This window comes from Lysinibacillus sp. NPDC093692 (assembly GCF_050280125.1).
Taxonomy (GTDB): Bacteria; Bacillota; Bacilli; order Bacillales_A; family Planococcaceae; genus Lysinibacillus.
Genome location: NZ_JBNNUW010000026.1, coordinates 1 through 18,243 on the forward strand (window position 1 = coordinate 1; position 18,243 = coordinate 18,243).

12 protein-coding genes and 2 pseudogenes are annotated in these 18,243 nt (G+C 33.1%); 6 read left to right on the top strand and 8 right to left on the bottom strand.

Annotation, left to right across the window (positions count from 1 at the left end):
• Positions 1 to 206 precede the first annotated feature (206 nt).
• Positions 207 to 422, bottom strand: coding sequence for a hypothetical protein (locus ACQKN4_RS21360; protein ID WP_427484755.1), 216 nt, complete (start codon positions 420 to 422; stop codon positions 207 to 209).
• Positions 423 to 716: 294 nt separating this feature from the next.
• Here ACQKN4_RS21360 and ACQKN4_RS21365 point away from each other — a divergent pair.
• Positions 717 to 1,055: pseudogene (locus tag ACQKN4_RS21365) on the top strand (hypothetical protein); the annotation flags it as partial.
• Positions 1,056 to 2,579: 1,524 nt separating this feature from the next.
• On the opposite strand, the gene ACQKN4_RS21370 reads toward ACQKN4_RS21365, so the two are convergent.
• Positions 2,580 to 3,380 (bottom strand): polysaccharide deacetylase family protein, encoded by an 801-nt coding sequence (locus ACQKN4_RS21370; RefSeq protein WP_427484778.1) that lies wholly within the window; start codon positions 3,378 to 3,380, stop codon positions 2,580 to 2,582.
• 313 nt (positions 3,381 to 3,693) lie between these two features.
• On the opposite strand from ACQKN4_RS21370, the gene ACQKN4_RS21375 reads away from it, so the two are divergent.
• Positions 3,694 to 4,404, top strand: coding sequence for an N-acetylmuramoyl-L-alanine amidase family protein (locus ACQKN4_RS21375; RefSeq protein ID WP_427484756.1), 711 nt, complete (start codon positions 3,694 to 3,696; stop codon positions 4,402 to 4,404).
• A gap of 78 nt (positions 4,405 to 4,482) precedes the next feature.
• Here the strand turns inward: ACQKN4_RS21375 and ACQKN4_RS21380 are convergent, their stop codons facing one another.
• The 4 genes from ACQKN4_RS21380 to ACQKN4_RS21395 form a co-directional block, all read right to left on the bottom strand.
• A complete protein-coding gene (locus ACQKN4_RS21380; protein WP_427484757.1) occupies positions 4,483 to 6,327 on the bottom strand; it encodes a sensor histidine kinase in 1,845 nt (614 codons plus the stop codon).
• A complete protein-coding gene (locus tag ACQKN4_RS21385; protein WP_427484758.1) occupies positions 6,324 to 7,004 on the bottom strand; it encodes a response regulator transcription factor in 681 nt (226 codons plus the stop codon). Before ACQKN4_RS21385 ends, ACQKN4_RS21380 begins: the two co-directional genes overlap by 4 nt.
• A gap of 686 nt (positions 7,005 to 7,690) precedes the next feature.
• Positions 7,691 to 7,978: a DUF418 domain-containing protein gene (locus ACQKN4_RS21390; protein WP_427484759.1), complete on the bottom strand. Its 288-nt coding sequence runs from the start codon at positions 7,976 to 7,978 to the stop codon at positions 7,691 to 7,693.
• Between the two features lie 310 nt (positions 7,979 to 8,288).
• Positions 8,289 to 9,146 carry a metallophosphoesterase gene (locus ACQKN4_RS21395; protein ID WP_427484779.1) on the bottom strand — a complete coding sequence of 286 codons (858 nt, stop codon included), beginning with the start codon at positions 9,144 to 9,146 and terminating at the stop codon, positions 8,289 to 8,291.
• Positions 9,147 to 9,518: 372 nt separating this feature from the next.
• Here ACQKN4_RS21395 and ACQKN4_RS21400 point away from each other — a divergent pair, with 372 nt between their 5' ends.
• The 4 genes from ACQKN4_RS21400 to ACQKN4_RS21415 all read left to right on the top strand — a co-directional run bounded on the left by ACQKN4_RS21400 (position 9,519) and on the right by ACQKN4_RS21415 (position 13,548).
• Positions 9,519 to 10,784 carry a glycoside hydrolase family 5 protein gene (locus ACQKN4_RS21400; RefSeq protein WP_427484780.1) on the top strand — a complete coding sequence of 422 codons (1,266 nt, stop codon included), beginning with the start codon at positions 9,519 to 9,521 and terminating at the stop codon, positions 10,782 to 10,784.
• Between the two features lie 207 nt (positions 10,785 to 10,991).
• Entirely contained in the window at positions 10,992 to 11,564 is a 573-nt protein-coding gene (locus ACQKN4_RS21405; RefSeq protein ID WP_427484760.1) for a glycoside hydrolase family 73 protein, read from the top strand.
• An 11-nt stretch (positions 11,565 to 11,575) separates the two neighbouring features.
• The gene (locus ACQKN4_RS21410) at positions 11,576 to 12,214 is read left to right on the top strand and encodes a response regulator transcription factor (protein WP_427484761.1); all 639 of its coding nucleotides are present in this window, start codon (positions 11,576 to 11,578) and stop codon (positions 12,212 to 12,214) included.
• Positions 12,211 to 13,548: a histidine kinase dimerization/phospho-acceptor domain-containing protein gene (locus ACQKN4_RS21415; protein ID WP_427484762.1), complete on the top strand. Its 1,338-nt coding sequence runs from the start codon at positions 12,211 to 12,213 to the stop codon at positions 13,546 to 13,548. The genes ACQKN4_RS21410 and ACQKN4_RS21415 overlap by 4 nt, the downstream gene beginning before the upstream one ends.
• A gap of 351 nt (positions 13,549 to 13,899) precedes the next feature.
• On the opposite strand, the pseudogene ltrA reads toward ACQKN4_RS21415, so the two are convergent.
• Positions 13,900 to 15,162 (bottom strand): annotated as a pseudogene (gene ltrA, locus ACQKN4_RS21420) (group II intron reverse transcriptase/maturase).
• Between the two features lie 2,344 nt (positions 15,163 to 17,506).
• Positions 17,507 to 18,238 carry an ABC transporter ATP-binding protein gene (locus ACQKN4_RS21425; RefSeq protein ID WP_079563412.1) on the bottom strand — a complete coding sequence of 244 codons (732 nt, stop codon included), beginning with the start codon at positions 18,236 to 18,238 and terminating at the stop codon, positions 17,507 to 17,509.
• Positions 18,239 to 18,243: the final 5 nt, after the last annotated feature.

An 18,243-nucleotide genomic window follows, 5' to 3' on the forward strand; every position in this document is an offset into this window, starting at 1 on the left:
AGGCAAAATTAAAAATGAGTCCGGTTCAATACCGAACTCATTTTACTCAAGCTGCCTAATGAAATAACCGTGTCTAACTTTTAGGGGTCACTTCAATAATTGTGGAAGGCATTAAAAAGAACTTTTAAATTTAAAATACTTGTTTTATAGCATTATTTAATTAATTTATAAGTTATTACTTAATACGGCACTCTCGATAAAAAGATTTAATAAGATAGCATTTCTTCAATATCTCTGATTAGAAAATTAATATCACTTTCGTAACTACTTAACTCCTTTAACATCATCTCAAATTCAGATTTAGCTTTCTCCTTTAACTCATTGACTTCTAACACGGTTGCTATTCTATTCGACAATTGTTTCACTAATGGATCCAAATCTTTTGAAGCATCGATTAGTGGAAGAATAAAGTTTGATTTCAACTTTATATCATCTTCACTTCATCTTTATATGCTGCGTTTATATTAGAACTTGTAACACCCAATAAAACAATGAAAAGAGGTTTTAAAATGTTAAATCCTAAGACAAAATTATTCACTGTACTTGGAATGTCAACAGCATTATTACTAGGAGCTGGCAGTGCCTATGCTACTCAAAAAAAAGAAATACATGAGTCGATAGAAACTGTAAATTCTATTAAAGCACCAATCCCTGAAGAAATTCAAACAATTAAAGAACCAACCCCTGAAGAAATCCAAAAAGTATTAGAAGGTAAACCTACACCTTCAAATATTAAAGTCGAAGGTTTATTTTCTTTAAACGGTAAACCTGATTATACTGCAGACTTTTATTTGAACGATGAAATTTTATTGTCTTTATTAAAAATAAACGCACAAGAATTAAAACAAGAATTGGCAACAGGAAAATCAGTAGTGGAGATTGCAGCTTCTAAAAACGTTACTAAACAACAAGTAATTAATGTCATTTCAAAAACACAGACTGATGTACAATTTCAGGGTGAAAATGTCGATAGTAAACAATATGAGCAAATGTTAAAAAATATTGAACCAAAAGTGATACATGTCATCGAGCATAAAACTGAAACTCCATGGTAAAAATAAATTAACTAATCAGTAATAAAACGACAAGATAAACATCGATATTAACATAATATCCCAATCTAGCGCGATTACTGAGCAAAAAGTAAAAGGGTGATACATATTATATTTGACTAATATGTATCACCCTTTATATATTATGACTTAATTCAAATCTATTTCCGTAGCTGAACCTGATTCTCCTCGTACACCCGCTATTCCCGCTCAACTTGCCTCTTCTTCTTCTTCTAAAGCTCCTACTAATTTAAGCCCATCCGAAATTCCGAAAGTATTGGTTAAACAGAGGATCCAATTGATAAAATTGATGTAAGTGTAACAGGTGGGGATTTAGGAAAAATGTTGGGGATTGGACTAACTATTGCTAAAATAATGTTATTTCCCGCCCAGTTTTTTCTTGCTGAATCAGCAGCTTTTTGTGATGCATTTTGGATAGCGCATCCTCCCAGCATAAATTTGTAAAACGCTTTTTTTCAATGATTTAAAGAAAATGTAATACCCATCTTTAATGGCACTTTTCAATTCGTGCCAGAAATGAGTTCATGTAACTTTATAAAAAGAACAGATTATACAAAGGGTTAACAAAACCATTTGTATAATCTGTATTCTTACTAATTCTATAATTAATGATATATCACCGGTTTGACATGTTTTTAAAGTGGTAAGAAAATTTATTACCGTTTATTTGTACTCAATTATTTGTTTCGATACATTTAGAATATTTTTCTTTCGTTTCTTTTGTTTCTCCTCCTTTAAACTGCACCTCTTTTTGTGCCTTAGCAATACCCTCAATCACTTCTTGTTTAGATCCATTCTCTAATGCATTCTTAAATAATCAGGACCTATTTTCTTTATTAAATATGAATACAACAGAATTAAAACAAGAATTGGTAACTGGTAAATCGGTTGTAGAAATTGCATCATCTAAAAAAAGTAATCAGGCTGATCATTCGTTGTAAACAAATCCTCATCAGTAAAACTAAATTGAGTTGGTAGCTCTTTACTTTCTTATTTTGTTGTATCATCCGTTTTTGTGTTGACTATTTGTACGGGTTTTACTGACTCTTCTTTCTGAATTTGTTTAGCGTAGGTATACCCACGGCGCCTACTAAAAATGCTGTTGATATACCAAGTGCAATGAATAAATTCTTTTTACTCATCTTAATCCCTCTTTTCATTTATTTGTACAACACAAATAATTATTGCAGAACAATGTACAGATAAAATCAAGATTAGGTGAATTCGGAATGAAATCTCCAACAGAATTTAAAAAGATGAATCCTGTACAATTTCGAATTCACCTAATCGCAACTTAGAATGCGAAGTCGCTTTTATGAATTATCATTAGGTGGTACAATGACACGCCATCATTCTCTAGAAAGTAGATTGACAATTGTACTCGAGTGAAAAAGTGAAACTACCGTTTGTTTAAATTCTTTATTATACTTTTTTGACACACTAGTTAGACACGTCACCTCGTATTCTCAATTTTATTGATTTATATAATACATCCACCTACATTTTTCACAATCGTTTATCGTTGTGGAAATTTAAAGGGAAATGAAGGAAGTCATTATAAACCCCAAACTTATACCCTCTTTCCTTATAAAAAGAAATAATGTTTGGAAGTACTTGAAGTGTTTGACTTACTTCGTGCATGAGTACAACTTCTATATCTCTCGAAGTTCCATTTTTAACGTTTTCTACAATTTGATATGGGTTATTTTTCAATTTCCAGTCTAAAGAATCAATTGTCCAATCCCATACTTTAATATTCGCTTCTACAATTTGATTGCGCAGTTGTTCATTATCTAAGCCTGGAACTGAACCATATGGAGCTCTAACTAATTTAGGGTTTTCACCTGTAAGATCATGAATTATAGCAATTGTTTCATTCATTTCTTGTACAAATTTACCGTCTGTGTACAAACGTTTACTATTATGTGTCATGCTATGTGCTCCTACATAATGCCCTTCAGACGTAGCTCGTCTTACATTGTCTTGTAAATTCGTATTCTGTAAATTAACCCCTTGCATAAAAAAAGTTGCTTTTACATCATGTTCTTTTAATACATCTAAAAATCGTCCCGTCAATTGACTAGGACCATCATCAAATGTTAGATATACAACTTTTCCTACGGGTTTAATCGATAGTTTATTCTCTATTTTAGGCTCCTCTTTTATGACTTCACTTTGTTCCTTTGGTGCTATTTGTTTACTTTGTTCCGTTGCAATTATTTTGACAGATGATGCTTCGGGCTTCTCTCTCATATAGAACATTAGAATAGTAGTTAAAACCATTCCTATTATTATCCAACTTTTCATGATAGTTTTTCGTGATGTTTTTGTTTTCAAATTGTTCAACCTCTCCTCTTCAAAAGTTAGTTTAATTGAACAATATAAAGATAAAATGCAGATTGTGTCGAGTTAAATTAAAGAAGATTACTGACTCTATTTAATTGAATGGTGTATGATAACTTTCCTTTCTCAACGGTTCATCGATTTATCTTTGAACCTAAAGCACAGTCAGGAATTAGTTTTACTTCATATTTATCCTTTCTTCATTTTATCTTTATCTAGGTATCTTACTATTGGTTCACGTTAAGCAGTTGAATTTAATAGTTGGAGTATGAAAAAAATGAAGAAAAATAGTTGGAAGTATCTTTTAGTATCTATTAGTTGTGCTAGTATTGTTTATCTAATGTATGTTACTCAAGGTAATCGTGCTGAGATAATTGAAATTGACAATACTATAGTAGAAAGTAGTACCATTGATTTATTAGAAGGAAAAAACATTGTGATTGATCCTGGCCATGGCGGCGTTGATATTGGCACAACTGGCTTAACCTATGGAACAAGAGAAAAAGAGGTGAATCTTACAGTAGCACTAAATATTAAGCAGGAGCTTGAAAAAAGAACAGCCGCAACAGTCATCCTAACACGTGATAAAGATATAGATTTAGGGCGTAATCAAATAGAAGCTTTACAAAAAAGAATTCAAATTGCCGATGATGCTTCAGCTGATTTGTATATTAGTATTCATCACGACGCTTTTACCGATCCTAGTGTTAACGGAATAACTGTTCATTACAGCTCACATCAAAATAAGGGTGAAAATTTAGCTAAAATCCTGCTAGCATCTATCTTTAGGCAAAATAATGATGCCAAAAATCGTGGTGTAAAAGACAGTGATTTTTATGTTTTAAAGAACAATTCTGCTCCTGCAGTATTACTAGAACTGGGCTTTACGTCAAATAAAGAAGATGAAATCCGAATGGTTTCTAAAGATTTTCAAAACAAAACTGCTATATCTATCGTAGATGGGATAATTGAATTCTTTACAAAATAAAAACAATATGAAATTATGTAGCTCCATAAAAAACAGCCCATACGAATGGTTTATAAAACCGTTTGTATGAGCTGTTTTTCACTCTTTAATTGGTAGATAAAAATAAAACTGTACGCCATTATTTGTATTGCAAACACCGTATTCTACCCCATGTAGCATTAATATATTTTTCGAAATTGCCAGTCCTAAGCCAGTACCACCGTCTGACCTTTTTCTAGAAGCATCAATCCGATAAAAGCGCTCCCAAATTTTCTCTAGATGTTCTTTTGCAATATGAGCACCTCTATTCTCCACACTTATTTTCACCAGTTCTCCTTTCACCTCCAACGCCAAAATTATTCTTTCTTGCGAAGGAGAATATCGGATAGCATTTGTCAAAAAATTCGTAAGAACCTGTTCGATATGGCGTTTGTTGGCTTCTACTTTGATCTGTGATACATGGGTTTCAACTTGCAATTGTTTTTGTTGTATTTCAGGCATTAATTTTTCGCAAATCTCTTCTAATAGTGAATGAATATAAAAAGAATCTATTTTCATTTTATATGTTCCCGATTCATACTTTGCTAATTCAAGCATATCGATAATCAATAAATCCATCTTATCAACTTCTTTTTCCAATGCATCGAAATAATACTCTTTCTTATGTTTTGCAACATTCCCTCTCAATATTGTTATACAGCTTTTCATAATACTTAAAGGTGTTTTTAATTCATGTGATACACCAGAAATAAACTCTTTACGCGTATTTTCTAGCTTTTTTTCCTTTTCAATGTCTTGCTGTAACTGTTCAATATACATACTTAACCCGTTCGAAAGTAAGTTGATATTCCTCGATAAATTTCCAATTTCATCATTTGAATGAACAGCAATTGTCTCAGAAAAATCTAAATTCGCTATTTTCTCCGTTGTATGAGTAATCCTTAATAATGGCTTTGCAATTTTTATTGAATAGTAATAAGATGCCAATAATATTAATAAAGAAACAAAAGCAACAATGTAAATATAATATTCTTCAATCATTTGCACAGCTTCATCAACTGGTTGTAGCGAAGTCATTGAAAATATATATGAATTCGTTTCATCTGATTTTGCAATTAAAATCTTATATTTAATATCATTTTGTTCATAATTAATTAGTTGTGTAGTGGAATTAGGAAAATCAAGTTTATCTAATAATAACTTATTTTGAAAATCTTTAATTTGCTCTAAAAATAATGTATTAGAATAAATGACGTTGGATAAATCATTACTTTCTGGAAGTTGAATATTAATAATTTCCCCTCCTAGATTAACCAAATCAGAATTTTCATTAGATATAAATACTTCTTTTAAATTTTCCCTAGTTCCTCCTATTTTTTCATAGAGCATATTATTTGTGAAAGTAAAAGATTTTGCCAATATATTTTGATTTCTACTATCCGCTTCATTATTAATATTTATTTCGGCTGGTTCAATCATTATTTCGATTGGAATTATTTGCGACTCTTTCAAGAATCCAATTATATATACTTGACTGTTCTTCAATAATGATTCCGACAACTGGACCGAATTATCCTCATCAATCATATATAAAGGAACTTTAGTTGTTTTCATACCAATTAGTTTTTGATAATACTCATTTAACTGTATTTCAATGTAGAAATCATCCTCATGCTTTAAAAGACCATACTGATCCAATATTGTAATCCAAGCATTATTTTTTTCAGCAAAATCTCTTTCAAGCTGCTGAATTTTTGCAATGTCATTACTATTTTTTCGATATTCTTTTTCAAATACAGTTAAATTGGATTCTAAATCTTCTACTTTTTTATTCATATAAAATTGTTTGAAGAATATTGTTTGTCCGACAAAAATGGTAGCCAATATAAGTATACAAAGCATTGTTGTTAATAAAAACAACTTAAATACAATTCCTCTTTTCATCGCATGTCCTCAAATTTATAACCTGTTCGAACAATCGTTTTTATACATGTGGAATGGTCGCCTAATTTGTTTCGCAAGTTTCGCATGTGACTATTAATCGTTCGGTCATCTCCAATATGTTCATAACCCCATACTTTTGTTATAAGCTGCTCTCTAGTTATAACTATCCCTTTATTTCCCATTAAATACAATAGCATTTCATATTCTGTATGCGTTAATGAAATCTCTTCATTATTTACTTGTACTGTCCTAGACGGAATATAAATTTTAATGCCGCCGCTTTCTAGATAATCACCTACTACACCATTTTTCTGTTCCCGTTGATGTAATAACCTTTTGGCACGTGCTAATAAAACTAGTGGATTGTAAGGTTTCGTTACATAATCATCGGCTCCTAATTCAAAACCTAATAATGTATCATCTTCATCTGTACGAGCAGTCAACATAATAATTGGGATATTTGAAGTTTTTCTAATTCGTCGGCAAATAGTCCATCCATCTAATTTAGGTAGCATAATATCTAATATAATTAAACTAAGCTCATTTTCTTGAAATACCTTTAGTGCCTCTTCACCATCTTTAGCTTCTAAAACCGAATAACCTGCATTTAGAAAATAATCTTTAAGAATTTCTCGTAAAATATCCTCATCTTCTATAATTAATATTGGATCAATCATTTTTATCCCCTGCTTAATTATTTAATATTCTAAGTTCATTCTAACCAAGATTAAATGTAAGTAACATTCAATCTATTTATATGAACTTTACATGTCCATATTAAGCGAGTAAGTAAGTTGAATCAACGTCATTGCCATATCTTTATTTAATCTTCATATCAGGTAAAATCTATGCAAATAATTCATTCTTTTCTGGATATCTAATAAAAAGCTGTTGAGAAATAAAATGCACCCTTTGTGAAGAACTTGTAAAATGAAGTTAGGCAACTTGTTGAGGCTCCTGCCTGTACTTTGCTGGCGGCAGCTTTTCCCCTACTGAACAGATGCCCAATTTATTGAAGTTCAGTTCCATCTGATTCCCCAGTTGAATAAAAAAGGAGCCGTTTAGGCAGCTCAAAGATGTTCAACTAATACGAACATCCCCTTTAGCTGAATAAGAGAAATTTTAAAGTTTCATTTTTAATCCATCGTGCGGTGCTATAATACCTATTCGTTCAGAAACAAGTAAAGCATTGAACCAAGTGACAACCGCATTCTCTTGCACGATGTTGCCCATCGTTTAAGTTCAGTTCCTATCCCTTTCCCACGTCCAGAAGAGGATGTTTACATATGCTTAAAAGTCACCATATATCTTTAAAGTCGTCTTTGGAGTCACTATTCATGTAAAGCACTTTCTTTCTGTTTTCTTACTGTCCGTTCCAAGACAAATTTGTCCAAATTCGGAGTATACTTTCTATTGGTCCTCGTTTAAATTTCTTTAAATATACTATGCTGAAAATACATTGGAAACTGTATAGAACTATGCCGAATAGCATTCCGCTAAAAATGCCTAATTTTCCAGATAACCCTAAACCATATTCATATAATACAGCCGTACAAATAACGGTTTGCATTAGATAATTGGTTAATGATAGTTTACCCACACTCTCAAACACAGGTGCCAGCATTTGTATAGGGCGAGCTTTATTTAACAAAGCAGGTATGATTTTTCCACGCTTGATTCACGTCTCCAACTTTTAGATTCTCTTCTGCTCCTGGGCGACTGTACTCTTCTTCGATGAAACTCTTTATCACCTAGCCTTATATAAGATTCGTGTTACTCGGACTGGTGTTTTGCCTCCAGATTCCGCGTCGCCACGGACACCCTTGCTTTTGGCTAACCTCTACTTCTGTCTTCGTGGTTTGGGACTTGCACCCTATAGTTCATACGCATGCCGGGGCACATTAAAAACCAACCTTATTTATTCTCCCAGATTAAACGGAAAGGAGATCTTGCGGATAGCTTCAATTTTTTAATAAAAAAACAGAAAGTTCTGGCTTACTCCAGAAGCGTATAGGCATTCTTGTTGTACCAATACCTCGATTTACATACAACTGCAATGGTTTTGATTTCCCCTTTAATGAATACATGCCTTCTACATATTGTTTTGCTAATGAAGTAGTGATAATAGGGCCAATGAATGGAAGTTGTACTTGTCCTCCATGACTGTGACCAGATACTTGAAAATCAACTGAATACTTAAGGACTTCATCTACTGCATCGGGTTCATGCACTAACAATATGTTAAAGTCCTTCTCTTGTAAGTGTTGAAGGGTATGCTGCACTTTTGGCTTGCCAAGTAAAAAATCATCAAGACCAGAAATCGTAATATAGTCATCATTGCTTGCCTTAATTTTTATAGTTTCATTAACTAAAACTGTAAAATCCGCTTCCTCCATATACTGTTCGTACAAATACCCTCCGCCGCCTCCACGGTCATGATTACCGAACACTGCATATTTTCCAAGAGGTGCGTGAATTTGGGACAAAATAGTTTGTGAGTATTTTCTTTCGGAAGTATACTCATGAAACTTGTCAATTAAATCACCTGTAAAGACTACAATATCGGGGTTAATTTCATTTATTTGATCGATTAGCATTTTCTGCTGCTTATGAGAAAAATTCGGTCCAAAGTGTGTGTCAGAGAATTGCACAATCTTTACATTTTGAAAACTTTCAGGAATATTAGGATTTTTGATATCAGTCCATGTAATAGACAATGATTTTGTTTCAAAGTGGGACGCGTATAAATAAGTAGCGATTGGAAAAATGAAGATTATAAGGGAAATAACACATTTCCACTTAATTTTCTGTTGAAACATCCTTCTTATTAACGGCTTCAATGGAGTGATTAATTTCACCATTGATACCCTATTTTTTTGTGTGTTTTTCGTATTACCTTTCATATGTCACCTCTATATTTATCATAAAAAACTACAATTTATTTAATGTTGTAGCATCTTATTGTTACAGGAAGTTGTCATTTTGGAGATTTATATAAAAGAGATTCAAAGAATCAATCACGATTAGCAATTTAATAACAAACTAAAATTGCTATCTCTCCCCTATTGAATACCCCTCGTTAAACTCTGCTTATTTGTCACTTTCACGTAACATTGGTTCAGTAGTATATAAAACGAGGTGATAATATGAGAGAAATAAATCAAAGGAAATGGCTGAGAGGAAAATTCAAAATGATAGCCTCCCTTGGTTGTTTTTTAACAGTAGCACTTGCTGCTGGTTGTAGTTCCTTAGAGCAAGAAAAGAAACATGAAATACAGGAAGTAGAGGAAGTAAAGGAGGAAAAGAATGATTTTTGGACTGAACAACGAAAAGGTACAAACTTTATGAATTCTTCTTCTTTACCGAAAAATTATGAAGAAGCGAATGGATTCAATATTGAATTTATCCGTTTAGCACCTGATAAATGGTCAAAAGATAGAGGCTTCTTATTTAATGACGAACCTGACCCTAGTCCTAATAAGGATTTCTTAATCGGTAATGCAGATCAATATGAGGGAATTGTTGAAGAAGATTTTATAAAGTTAAAAGAGGATTTGGATGCAGCATATGCAAGAGGGTCAAAAGTTGTACTGACTGTTCTAAGTCTTCCAGGAAATCGTTGGAGGCAGTTTAATAACTATGAAAATGACGACCGTATTTGGCAAGACTTTAAATATCATGAGCAAGCAGCACTTTTTTGGAAAGATCTTGCCTTCCGTTTGAAAGATCATCCTGCAGTGGTTGGATATAACGTAGTGAATGAGCCACACCCTGAAACAGCTACGGGATTTAATGATTTTTGGACTGAAGATTATAACAAATGGTACAACAAATTGGAAAATACTCCTGCAGATTTAAACCTGCTTTATGGAACAATTGTAGATTCGATACGAATTGTAGATTCTGACACACCAATTATTTTAGATTCAGGTTTATTTGCCACTCCATGGGCGATTAAATATTTAAAACCAATAGATGACAATAATGTGTTATATGCTTTCCATATGTATGAACCTTATGAAATGACAAGCCAAAATAGAAAAAAAGGATTCACATACACTTATCCTGGTAAGGTAAAGGTTGGTGAAGATCAAGCAGAGAAAATGTTCGATAAAGCTGCATTGAAAGATTTTTTAGAACCAGTTGTACAATGGACAGAGCAACACAATATACCAAACAACCGAATTATTGCTGAAGAGTTTGGAATTAACCGAATGGTTGGCGGTGCCGATCAATATATAAAGGATTTAATCGATATTTTCGATGATTATGGCTGGCACTGGGCATTTTATGCATTTCGTGAAGATACGTGGGAAGGTATGGATTTTGAATTTGGAAGTCAGCCAGTCAAGGAGGCCTATTGGAAAGCTAAGGATAATGGCAAACTACCGGATAGAAAAGATATAGAGGTTGATAATTCGATTTGGGATGCATTGAAAAAAGGACTGAACAAATAACCTTATTCTTTTACACATAGGTTTAGTAAAAATTATTTATTAGTAGTACAAACTATAGTTTGTACTACTTTTTTTTAGAAAGAAGCGAACAAAGTATTCATTAATGATATTAAAGGTTTTTCATCTAATCTTATTCTTTTGTAAAATGACTGTAACATTCCTCTTTTAAAATACATGTAATAAATTCATTTAAAAAGAGGTTATATAATGAAAAGAATCTGCAAATATAAAAAATACAATGTGTTTATAATTATTCTAGTAGTTAGTTTAGCTTTACTTTCTGTTTTTTTTATAAGATCATTTCAGAAAGAAAATAGAGAAATTCGTTTTATAGATGAAATCGCTCCTATAGCTGTAGAATTAAACCAACAAACAGGAGGAGTATTACCGAGCATAATAATAGCTCAGGCTATATTAGAATCAAATTATGGTGAAAGTGAATTGGCTGTAAAAGCAAATAATTTATTTGGGATAAAAGGTAGCTACAATGGCATGTCAGTAAAAATGGCAACTATTGAATATAAAAATAATAAAAGTTATACAATAGAAGCTGAATTTAGAGCTTATCCAGATTTGAAAAGTGCCTTAATTGACCATACTAAATTATTTTTAGAAGGAACGAGTTGGAATAAGCATCAATATTATGATGTTCTTGCTGCAGCGAATTATCAGGAAGCAGCACATGCCTTGAAGAAAAATCATTATGCCACAGACCCTATATATCCAGAAAAATTAATTGCTATTATAGAACAGTATAATTTAGAGAAATATGACAATTAGGAGATAAATATATGAATGTACTTATCGCTGATGATGAACTAGATATGTTAAGGATTTTACAAAGTTATTTCAAAAAGGAAGGCTTTACGGTATTTACGGCTACAAATGGTTTAGAGGCACTTGATATTTTCTATAATGAAAAAATTGATTTGGCCATTTTGGATTGGATGATGCCAGAAAAAGATGGGATTACCGTTTGCCGCGAAATGAAGAAGAATCAAAAAATTAAAGTATTGATACTAACAGCTAGAGATACAGGAGAGGATGAATTTATCGCTCTATCTGATGGCGCTGATGATTATGTAAATAAACCATTTTATCCAAAAGTTTTATTAATGAGGGCAAAAAAATTGTTGCAAATGGAATCCATTCAACGAATAAACGATGTTTCATTTGATATTTCTAGCAAACGCGTATGGAAATCTGGAGAAGAATTGATTTTAACAAAGACTGAATTCGAGCTTTTACGTATATTTAGCCAAAATAGAAGACAAATATTAACGAGAGATCAACTACTTGATTTAATATGGGGTATAGACTATGAGGGTGATCCACGGACAGTAGATACACATATTCGACGTCTACGTGAAAAAATTGGAGAGGATATTATCCAAACACATCGAGGCGTTGGATATAGTACAAGGGAATGAAAAGAACAATTGGAACAAAATTAACGATTTATATAACTCTTGTTGTTATCATCACATTTAGCATCTCACTTGCGGTAAGTCATTTTTTTCTACCGAGGTATTATCTTCATCAATTGAACAAAAACGTAACTAATGCTTTTTCAGTGTACCAGGAATTTGAGGATAAGAGTTTGGTGGAGCATCGATTTGATGTAACTATTCTTTCAGTATCGCTAGAAGATAATATTAATGTCCTGAATGAAAATTTAAAACAGCAACTTGCAAGAGAACATATTGCACTTAATAAATTTTGGGTTTCTGAAGAAGTATTACAAAAAGTTAATGAGGATAAAATTGTGGGCAAGGTTTACAATCAGGGAAAACAAAAGTCCAGTTTTATCGCACATTATTCAAAAGAAGGTAATCAGCTAATTATGATTGGAGCCTCTATGGCTAATTTTATTGATATAGCCTATTTTATTAATCGTTTTAACATCTTCTTTTTGATAGTCAGTATCTTAATGATTATTATAATTACTGCCTTTCTATCCCGAAAACTAACAAGACCGTTAAATGAACTTAAAAAGGTTGCAAAAGAAATTGGCGAGTTGGATTTTAAACAGGCTGAAATTCGAACAGGAGATGAAATTGAGGACCTTGCCAAAAGTATTAATAAAATGAGTAAGGCACTCGAAAAAGCGCAACAGGATTTATCTAAACGGAACATTGACTTAAAGCAATTTATGATTGGTTTAACCCATGAGCTTAAAACTCCTTTAGCATTAGTTAGAGTATATTCCAGTGGAATTGAAGATGGTATGGATGATGGAACTTATCTTACAACCATTAACAAGCAAGTTGATAGAATGGAAAAAATAATAACAGATATGCTTTATTTCGCCAAAACAGAAGAAAACGATTCAAATAAAACTAACTTTGATTTAATTATGTTGATTAATGAACTATTGGATAATTATCGACATATACAAAGGGAAAAACAAATCTATTTTAAAACTGAAGTTACTGAATTTATGCTGACGACTGAGCAAGATAAAGTACGTTTCATTTTTGAAAATATGATTAGTAATGCTGTCAAATACGCTTCTGAGGATCAAATTCAAATTATCTTTCACCAAGACGGTGTATTTGAAATTAGTAATGATACTACGCTTACAGATATTTCTAGAATATGGCAACCTTTTTATGTTGGAGAAAGTTCTCGTGACAAGAACTTTTCAGGTACTGGGCTCGGACTTGCAACTGTTAAAAGCCTTGCTGAACAATTAGGATATAAAACGCAAGCAACCCTTTCTAATGGTAATATCAAATTTAAAATCGATTTTGATAAATCATGATACCTTAGTACCATCAGGAGTATATTTTTTAGCATTAGTTATTTTATTGTCTAAAATGAACTTTAATAAAAGCTCGCCTGCTTCGAGCATGACATCCCCTGCATACTGAGTAATCGCCAAAACTTAAGCAATACATTCATCTGTCAATCGTATCGGAGATGACAAGTTATTAATATTCGTAATTTAATTACAAGGTTACTTTTTAAGTATAATCTTACCTAAAATAAGATTAAATATATCCTTGCCAAGGCGGCAAAGATATATATTTAAAATCACAATCGAGTAGGAGGGAGTAATTAACTCCCGACCTCTCACACCACCGTACGTACGGATCCGTATACGGCGGTTCAATTAAGATGAATAACGCAAAGTTTCGTAACGAACTTGCAGACTTTTCAGCCCTTGGCTTTCCCAATAGGAATTGCCGAGGGTTCTGTGTAATATGGGGCTTTTTGAGATGCGCCAGTATCCCTTTCGAGTATTTCCCCATTCGTATGCTTTTCCGTATGGAACTTTTAAACGAATGAGGTTTCTGACTCTGGTTCGGGGTTTCTTCCAATTCTTCCAAAGACACATTCGCAACCTTCTCTTAATCCAACTGTCTAATCTGTTGAATATTGAAGGGGTATCTGCGAGCGCAAAATATCCACACCACCCAATTAGATATTGGTTTAATTTCTTGATACGATATTCCATTGGAAATGGCATCTTTCTAGAGGTAATTTCTCGTATTTTCTTCTTCATTCGCTGAAGGCTTGTTTTCGCTACTCGAACTTTTGGTTCCTTATGGTACGAAAAACTAAAACCCAAGAATTTTCGATTCCATGGTCGGTCTACCGCTGATTTGGACTCATTCACTTTCAAGCGTAGTGTTCCTTCGACGAATCGCTGTACGCTTACTATTGTACGCTCTCCCGCACGTTTACTCTTCATATAGATATTGCAGTCGTCTGCGTAGCGAACGAATTTATGACCACGTTTCTCTAACTCTTTATCAAACTCATCTAACACGATATCAGAAAGAAGTGGACTTAATGGTCCACCTTGCGGTGTTCCTTCCTCTGTACTTGAAACAACTCCATTTATCATGACACCTGCTTGGAGATATTTACGGATAAGTTTTAATAATGATTTATCGTGAATTCTTTTCGCCAATGTTGCCATTAATCAGTCGTGGTTGACCTTATCAAAGAATTTCTCTAAATCCATATCCACAACCCAACGATATCCTTCTTTCATATAACCCTTCGCTTTTCGGACTGCGTCATGAGCACTCCGATTTGGTCTGAATCCATAACTGCTGTCCGAGAAAGTTTGGTCATATTCCTTTGATAATATCTGCGATATAGCTTGTTGAATCAAACGGTCTGTCACGGTTGGGATTCCTAATAGACGCACACCGCTGTCTGGTTTCGGGATTTCGACACGAAGTACTGGTTGCGGTTCATAGGTTCCCGTTAGAATTTGCGCTTTAATGGATTCCCAGTTTTCGAGGATGTGCTGACGTAAGGTTTGTACGGGCATCATGTCTACTCCCTGGCTTCCTTTATTCGCTTCCACTCGCTTTAATGCTTGTATCATATTCGGACGTGCTAGAATTTGATTCAACATCACCATTTCGTTCCTTTCCGTGAATAGATTGTCTTCTTATGCCCACCTGAACTACACCCTCTGCAAATACCCTCATGGACTTCACCATTACTTTCTAAGCGTGAGGTTTCCCTGTTTTCTGTGTTTATTCATTCAAGGTGGAATGCCAAGGGCTATTCTCTCTTAGTTGTTCAGCCCTTCCGATTAGTTCTAGACCCAATCGTACTATGACCTCTGCTGACTTCTGATGGTTCAGCTACTTGTCACCAAGTAATTTATGAAGGGTACTTCACGTTTCCATCAGACCTCCCCGGGTAAGCACATGCACTTTCACACCATCTATCCGCCTCATTTACTCGATATGACCTTCGACAGAAAGGACTTTGTTTTGAATTGCAAACTCATCCAATCATACCTAGCCTTATATGAGATTCGTGTTCCTCGGACCGGTGTTTTGCCTCCAGATTCCGCGTCACCACGGACACCCTTGCTCTTGGCTAACCTCTACTTCTGCCTTCGGGGTTCGGGACTTTCACCCTATAGTTCATACGCATGCCGAGCGCACAAATAAAGAATAAAGTTTCCGAATGGAAATTTTATTCTTTAAGTCAAAGACGGATATGTGACATAAAGGATAAAATTTCCGATATATAAACCATAAGAGTAGTAAGGATTTATAGCAATAAATTTGTTGGAAATTATATATGTATAGGTAATTTTTTTCTCAATAGATATCTCGACTTTAGGAAATGTTATTCTTTATTTCCTTACTTTAGGAAGTGTTTTGCTTTATATTTTAACTTTAGGAAATTTAATGATTTAATCCATACAAAAAATTACATGAATACTTGCAGGAGTCCATAAACGGTTGATATTCTCCGCTTCAAAACGAAAATAGAAGGGTTGAACGTAAAGCTTTAGTCGTTCAATCCTTCATAAATTTAACTTATCTGTTGTATCTTTTTTAAACTGTATATCAATCAAAATTTTAGTAATTTCGCCATATTGAATTGTACATTCATATGTCCCTTATTTAAAACTTATCATAATCTGCTTCAGTAAAAAATTACGTTTTCTATAAAGTGCAAACAAAGTATTTCGTATTAAAAGTAAAAATTACTACTATATCCTCAGAGTTCACCTAACTCTAAAATAAGCACATTATCTTTTAATAATAGTTGAGAATTATCATATTCCACCAATGCACAGACTTGGATATTCATTACAGTTTTCACCTTATCATCTTTACAAATTAACGCACGTAAGTTTTTTTCCTATATTAGTTAAATCTAAATAGGTGATTTTTACAGCTGAAATTTCATTTTCGAAAGGCTTATAAAGTGGAGGCTTGTATGAACTTAGAAGCTTGAACTTATCATAAATATTGCACATCCATATTCCAAGTTTTTAAGTGTATTTCAAAAACTTTTCAACTTCATATTTTGAACGATTATTAATCGCATTACAAAAAGTTTGATATGAAGGAATATCAATATTGAATTCCTCGCATTTAACAAGTAATTCGCGATAAACTTGTTTTGCAGATTTTAGTTTAATTGTTTCATAACTATCTTATAATTCTATTCATTAACTCAATAGTATCTTGGGGTAACTTTGAATTTCTATTTCCTCTTTTTTAGTTTGAGGGAGAAGACCTACAAATCCATTTCCATGCAACTCTTTTGCGGCTTCGTATTTTTCTACTCAATTTCTAAGTGTTCTTTCTGTAACTGTTAATTCCATTTCTTCACCTTTTAAGGAATATCTTAATTAAGTTTTTCCATTCTTGGTTAACATTTTAGTCCTGCTTTCAAAAAGAATTAATTGCATATTTTTATTATATGTAATTAATTCTTTTTATTTATATCCTAGATGAGTTACTATCTCTTTCCCCCCTTCTCTTACTTCCATTTATAGAAATAAAGAATCAGAAGAATTTAATTCCTGCTTTATTTTAAATGGGCTTGGATATATTCCCTTTTGATGTAAATCATTTGTAATTCTACGGACTTCCTTTAAGTAAAATTCTATCTTCCCTCGTTGTATATGGTTTCAAAAAACTTTTACGCCGTTATGTTCGTATTGTTTAACCCAATTAACGATTGATTTATGATCTACACTGATTGATTCCCAACTTCTCTATAACTTTCTTTGCTGCTTAAATAGCATAAAACAGCTTCTTATTTTTCCTCAGCAGTAAATTTACCTATAGAAAAACTGCACCTCCAATTGTTAGAGTGTGTCTAACGATTGGGGCGCAGTTCAGATTTATTACACTAACTTTTTGGGTGCAACACCTTACCAGACTAATTTTGGGCAAACTTCATATAAAATAACCAATTCTAACTTTTCAGGGTCACTTTAAATGTTATTTTACAATAGGGTTACAGTTAATATTTTTCGACTTTTCTTTAGTGGGGTTATTCATATCTTTTATTTCTAACTTCTTTTTGCTTAAGTAAACTGCTCGATCCGATTTTTTTGCAACTTCTTGTGAATGCGTAACAACAATTACACATTTACTCTCTTGATGGGCGAGCTCCTGAAACAACTCAATAATCTCTTTTGCTGTTTCTCCATCAAGGTTTCCTGTTGGTTCATCAGCAATAAGTAAATCCACATTGCAAGATAGTGCTCGAGCAATTGCTACACGTTGTTGTTGCCCGCCACTTAGTTGCAAAACGTTGCGTTTCGCTTCTACTTCTGTGAGTCCTACCTTCTCTAGTAATTCTAATGCTCTTGCTTTTTTATTTTGTACCTTCACACCTGTAATTTCCATTGCCGTTAGTACATTCTGAAGAGCAGTCATATAGGTAATCAAATTATAGGATTGGAAAATTACAGATACATTTTGATTACGGTATCGATCCAAACCAATTTTTCGAATATCCTTGCCATTATATAGTACATAACCATTCTTAGGTATATCCAGCCCACAACCTATGCTAAGAGTTGTAGTTTTACCAGATCCAGATGGCCCTAAAATCGTATAGAAAAGCCCTTTTTGAAAAGAAAAATTAACATTCTCTAGTATCGTTACTTTTTTTCCGTTACTTTCATAATAATAATCTAAGTTTTTAAATTGTAAAATCGTCTCCATATCGA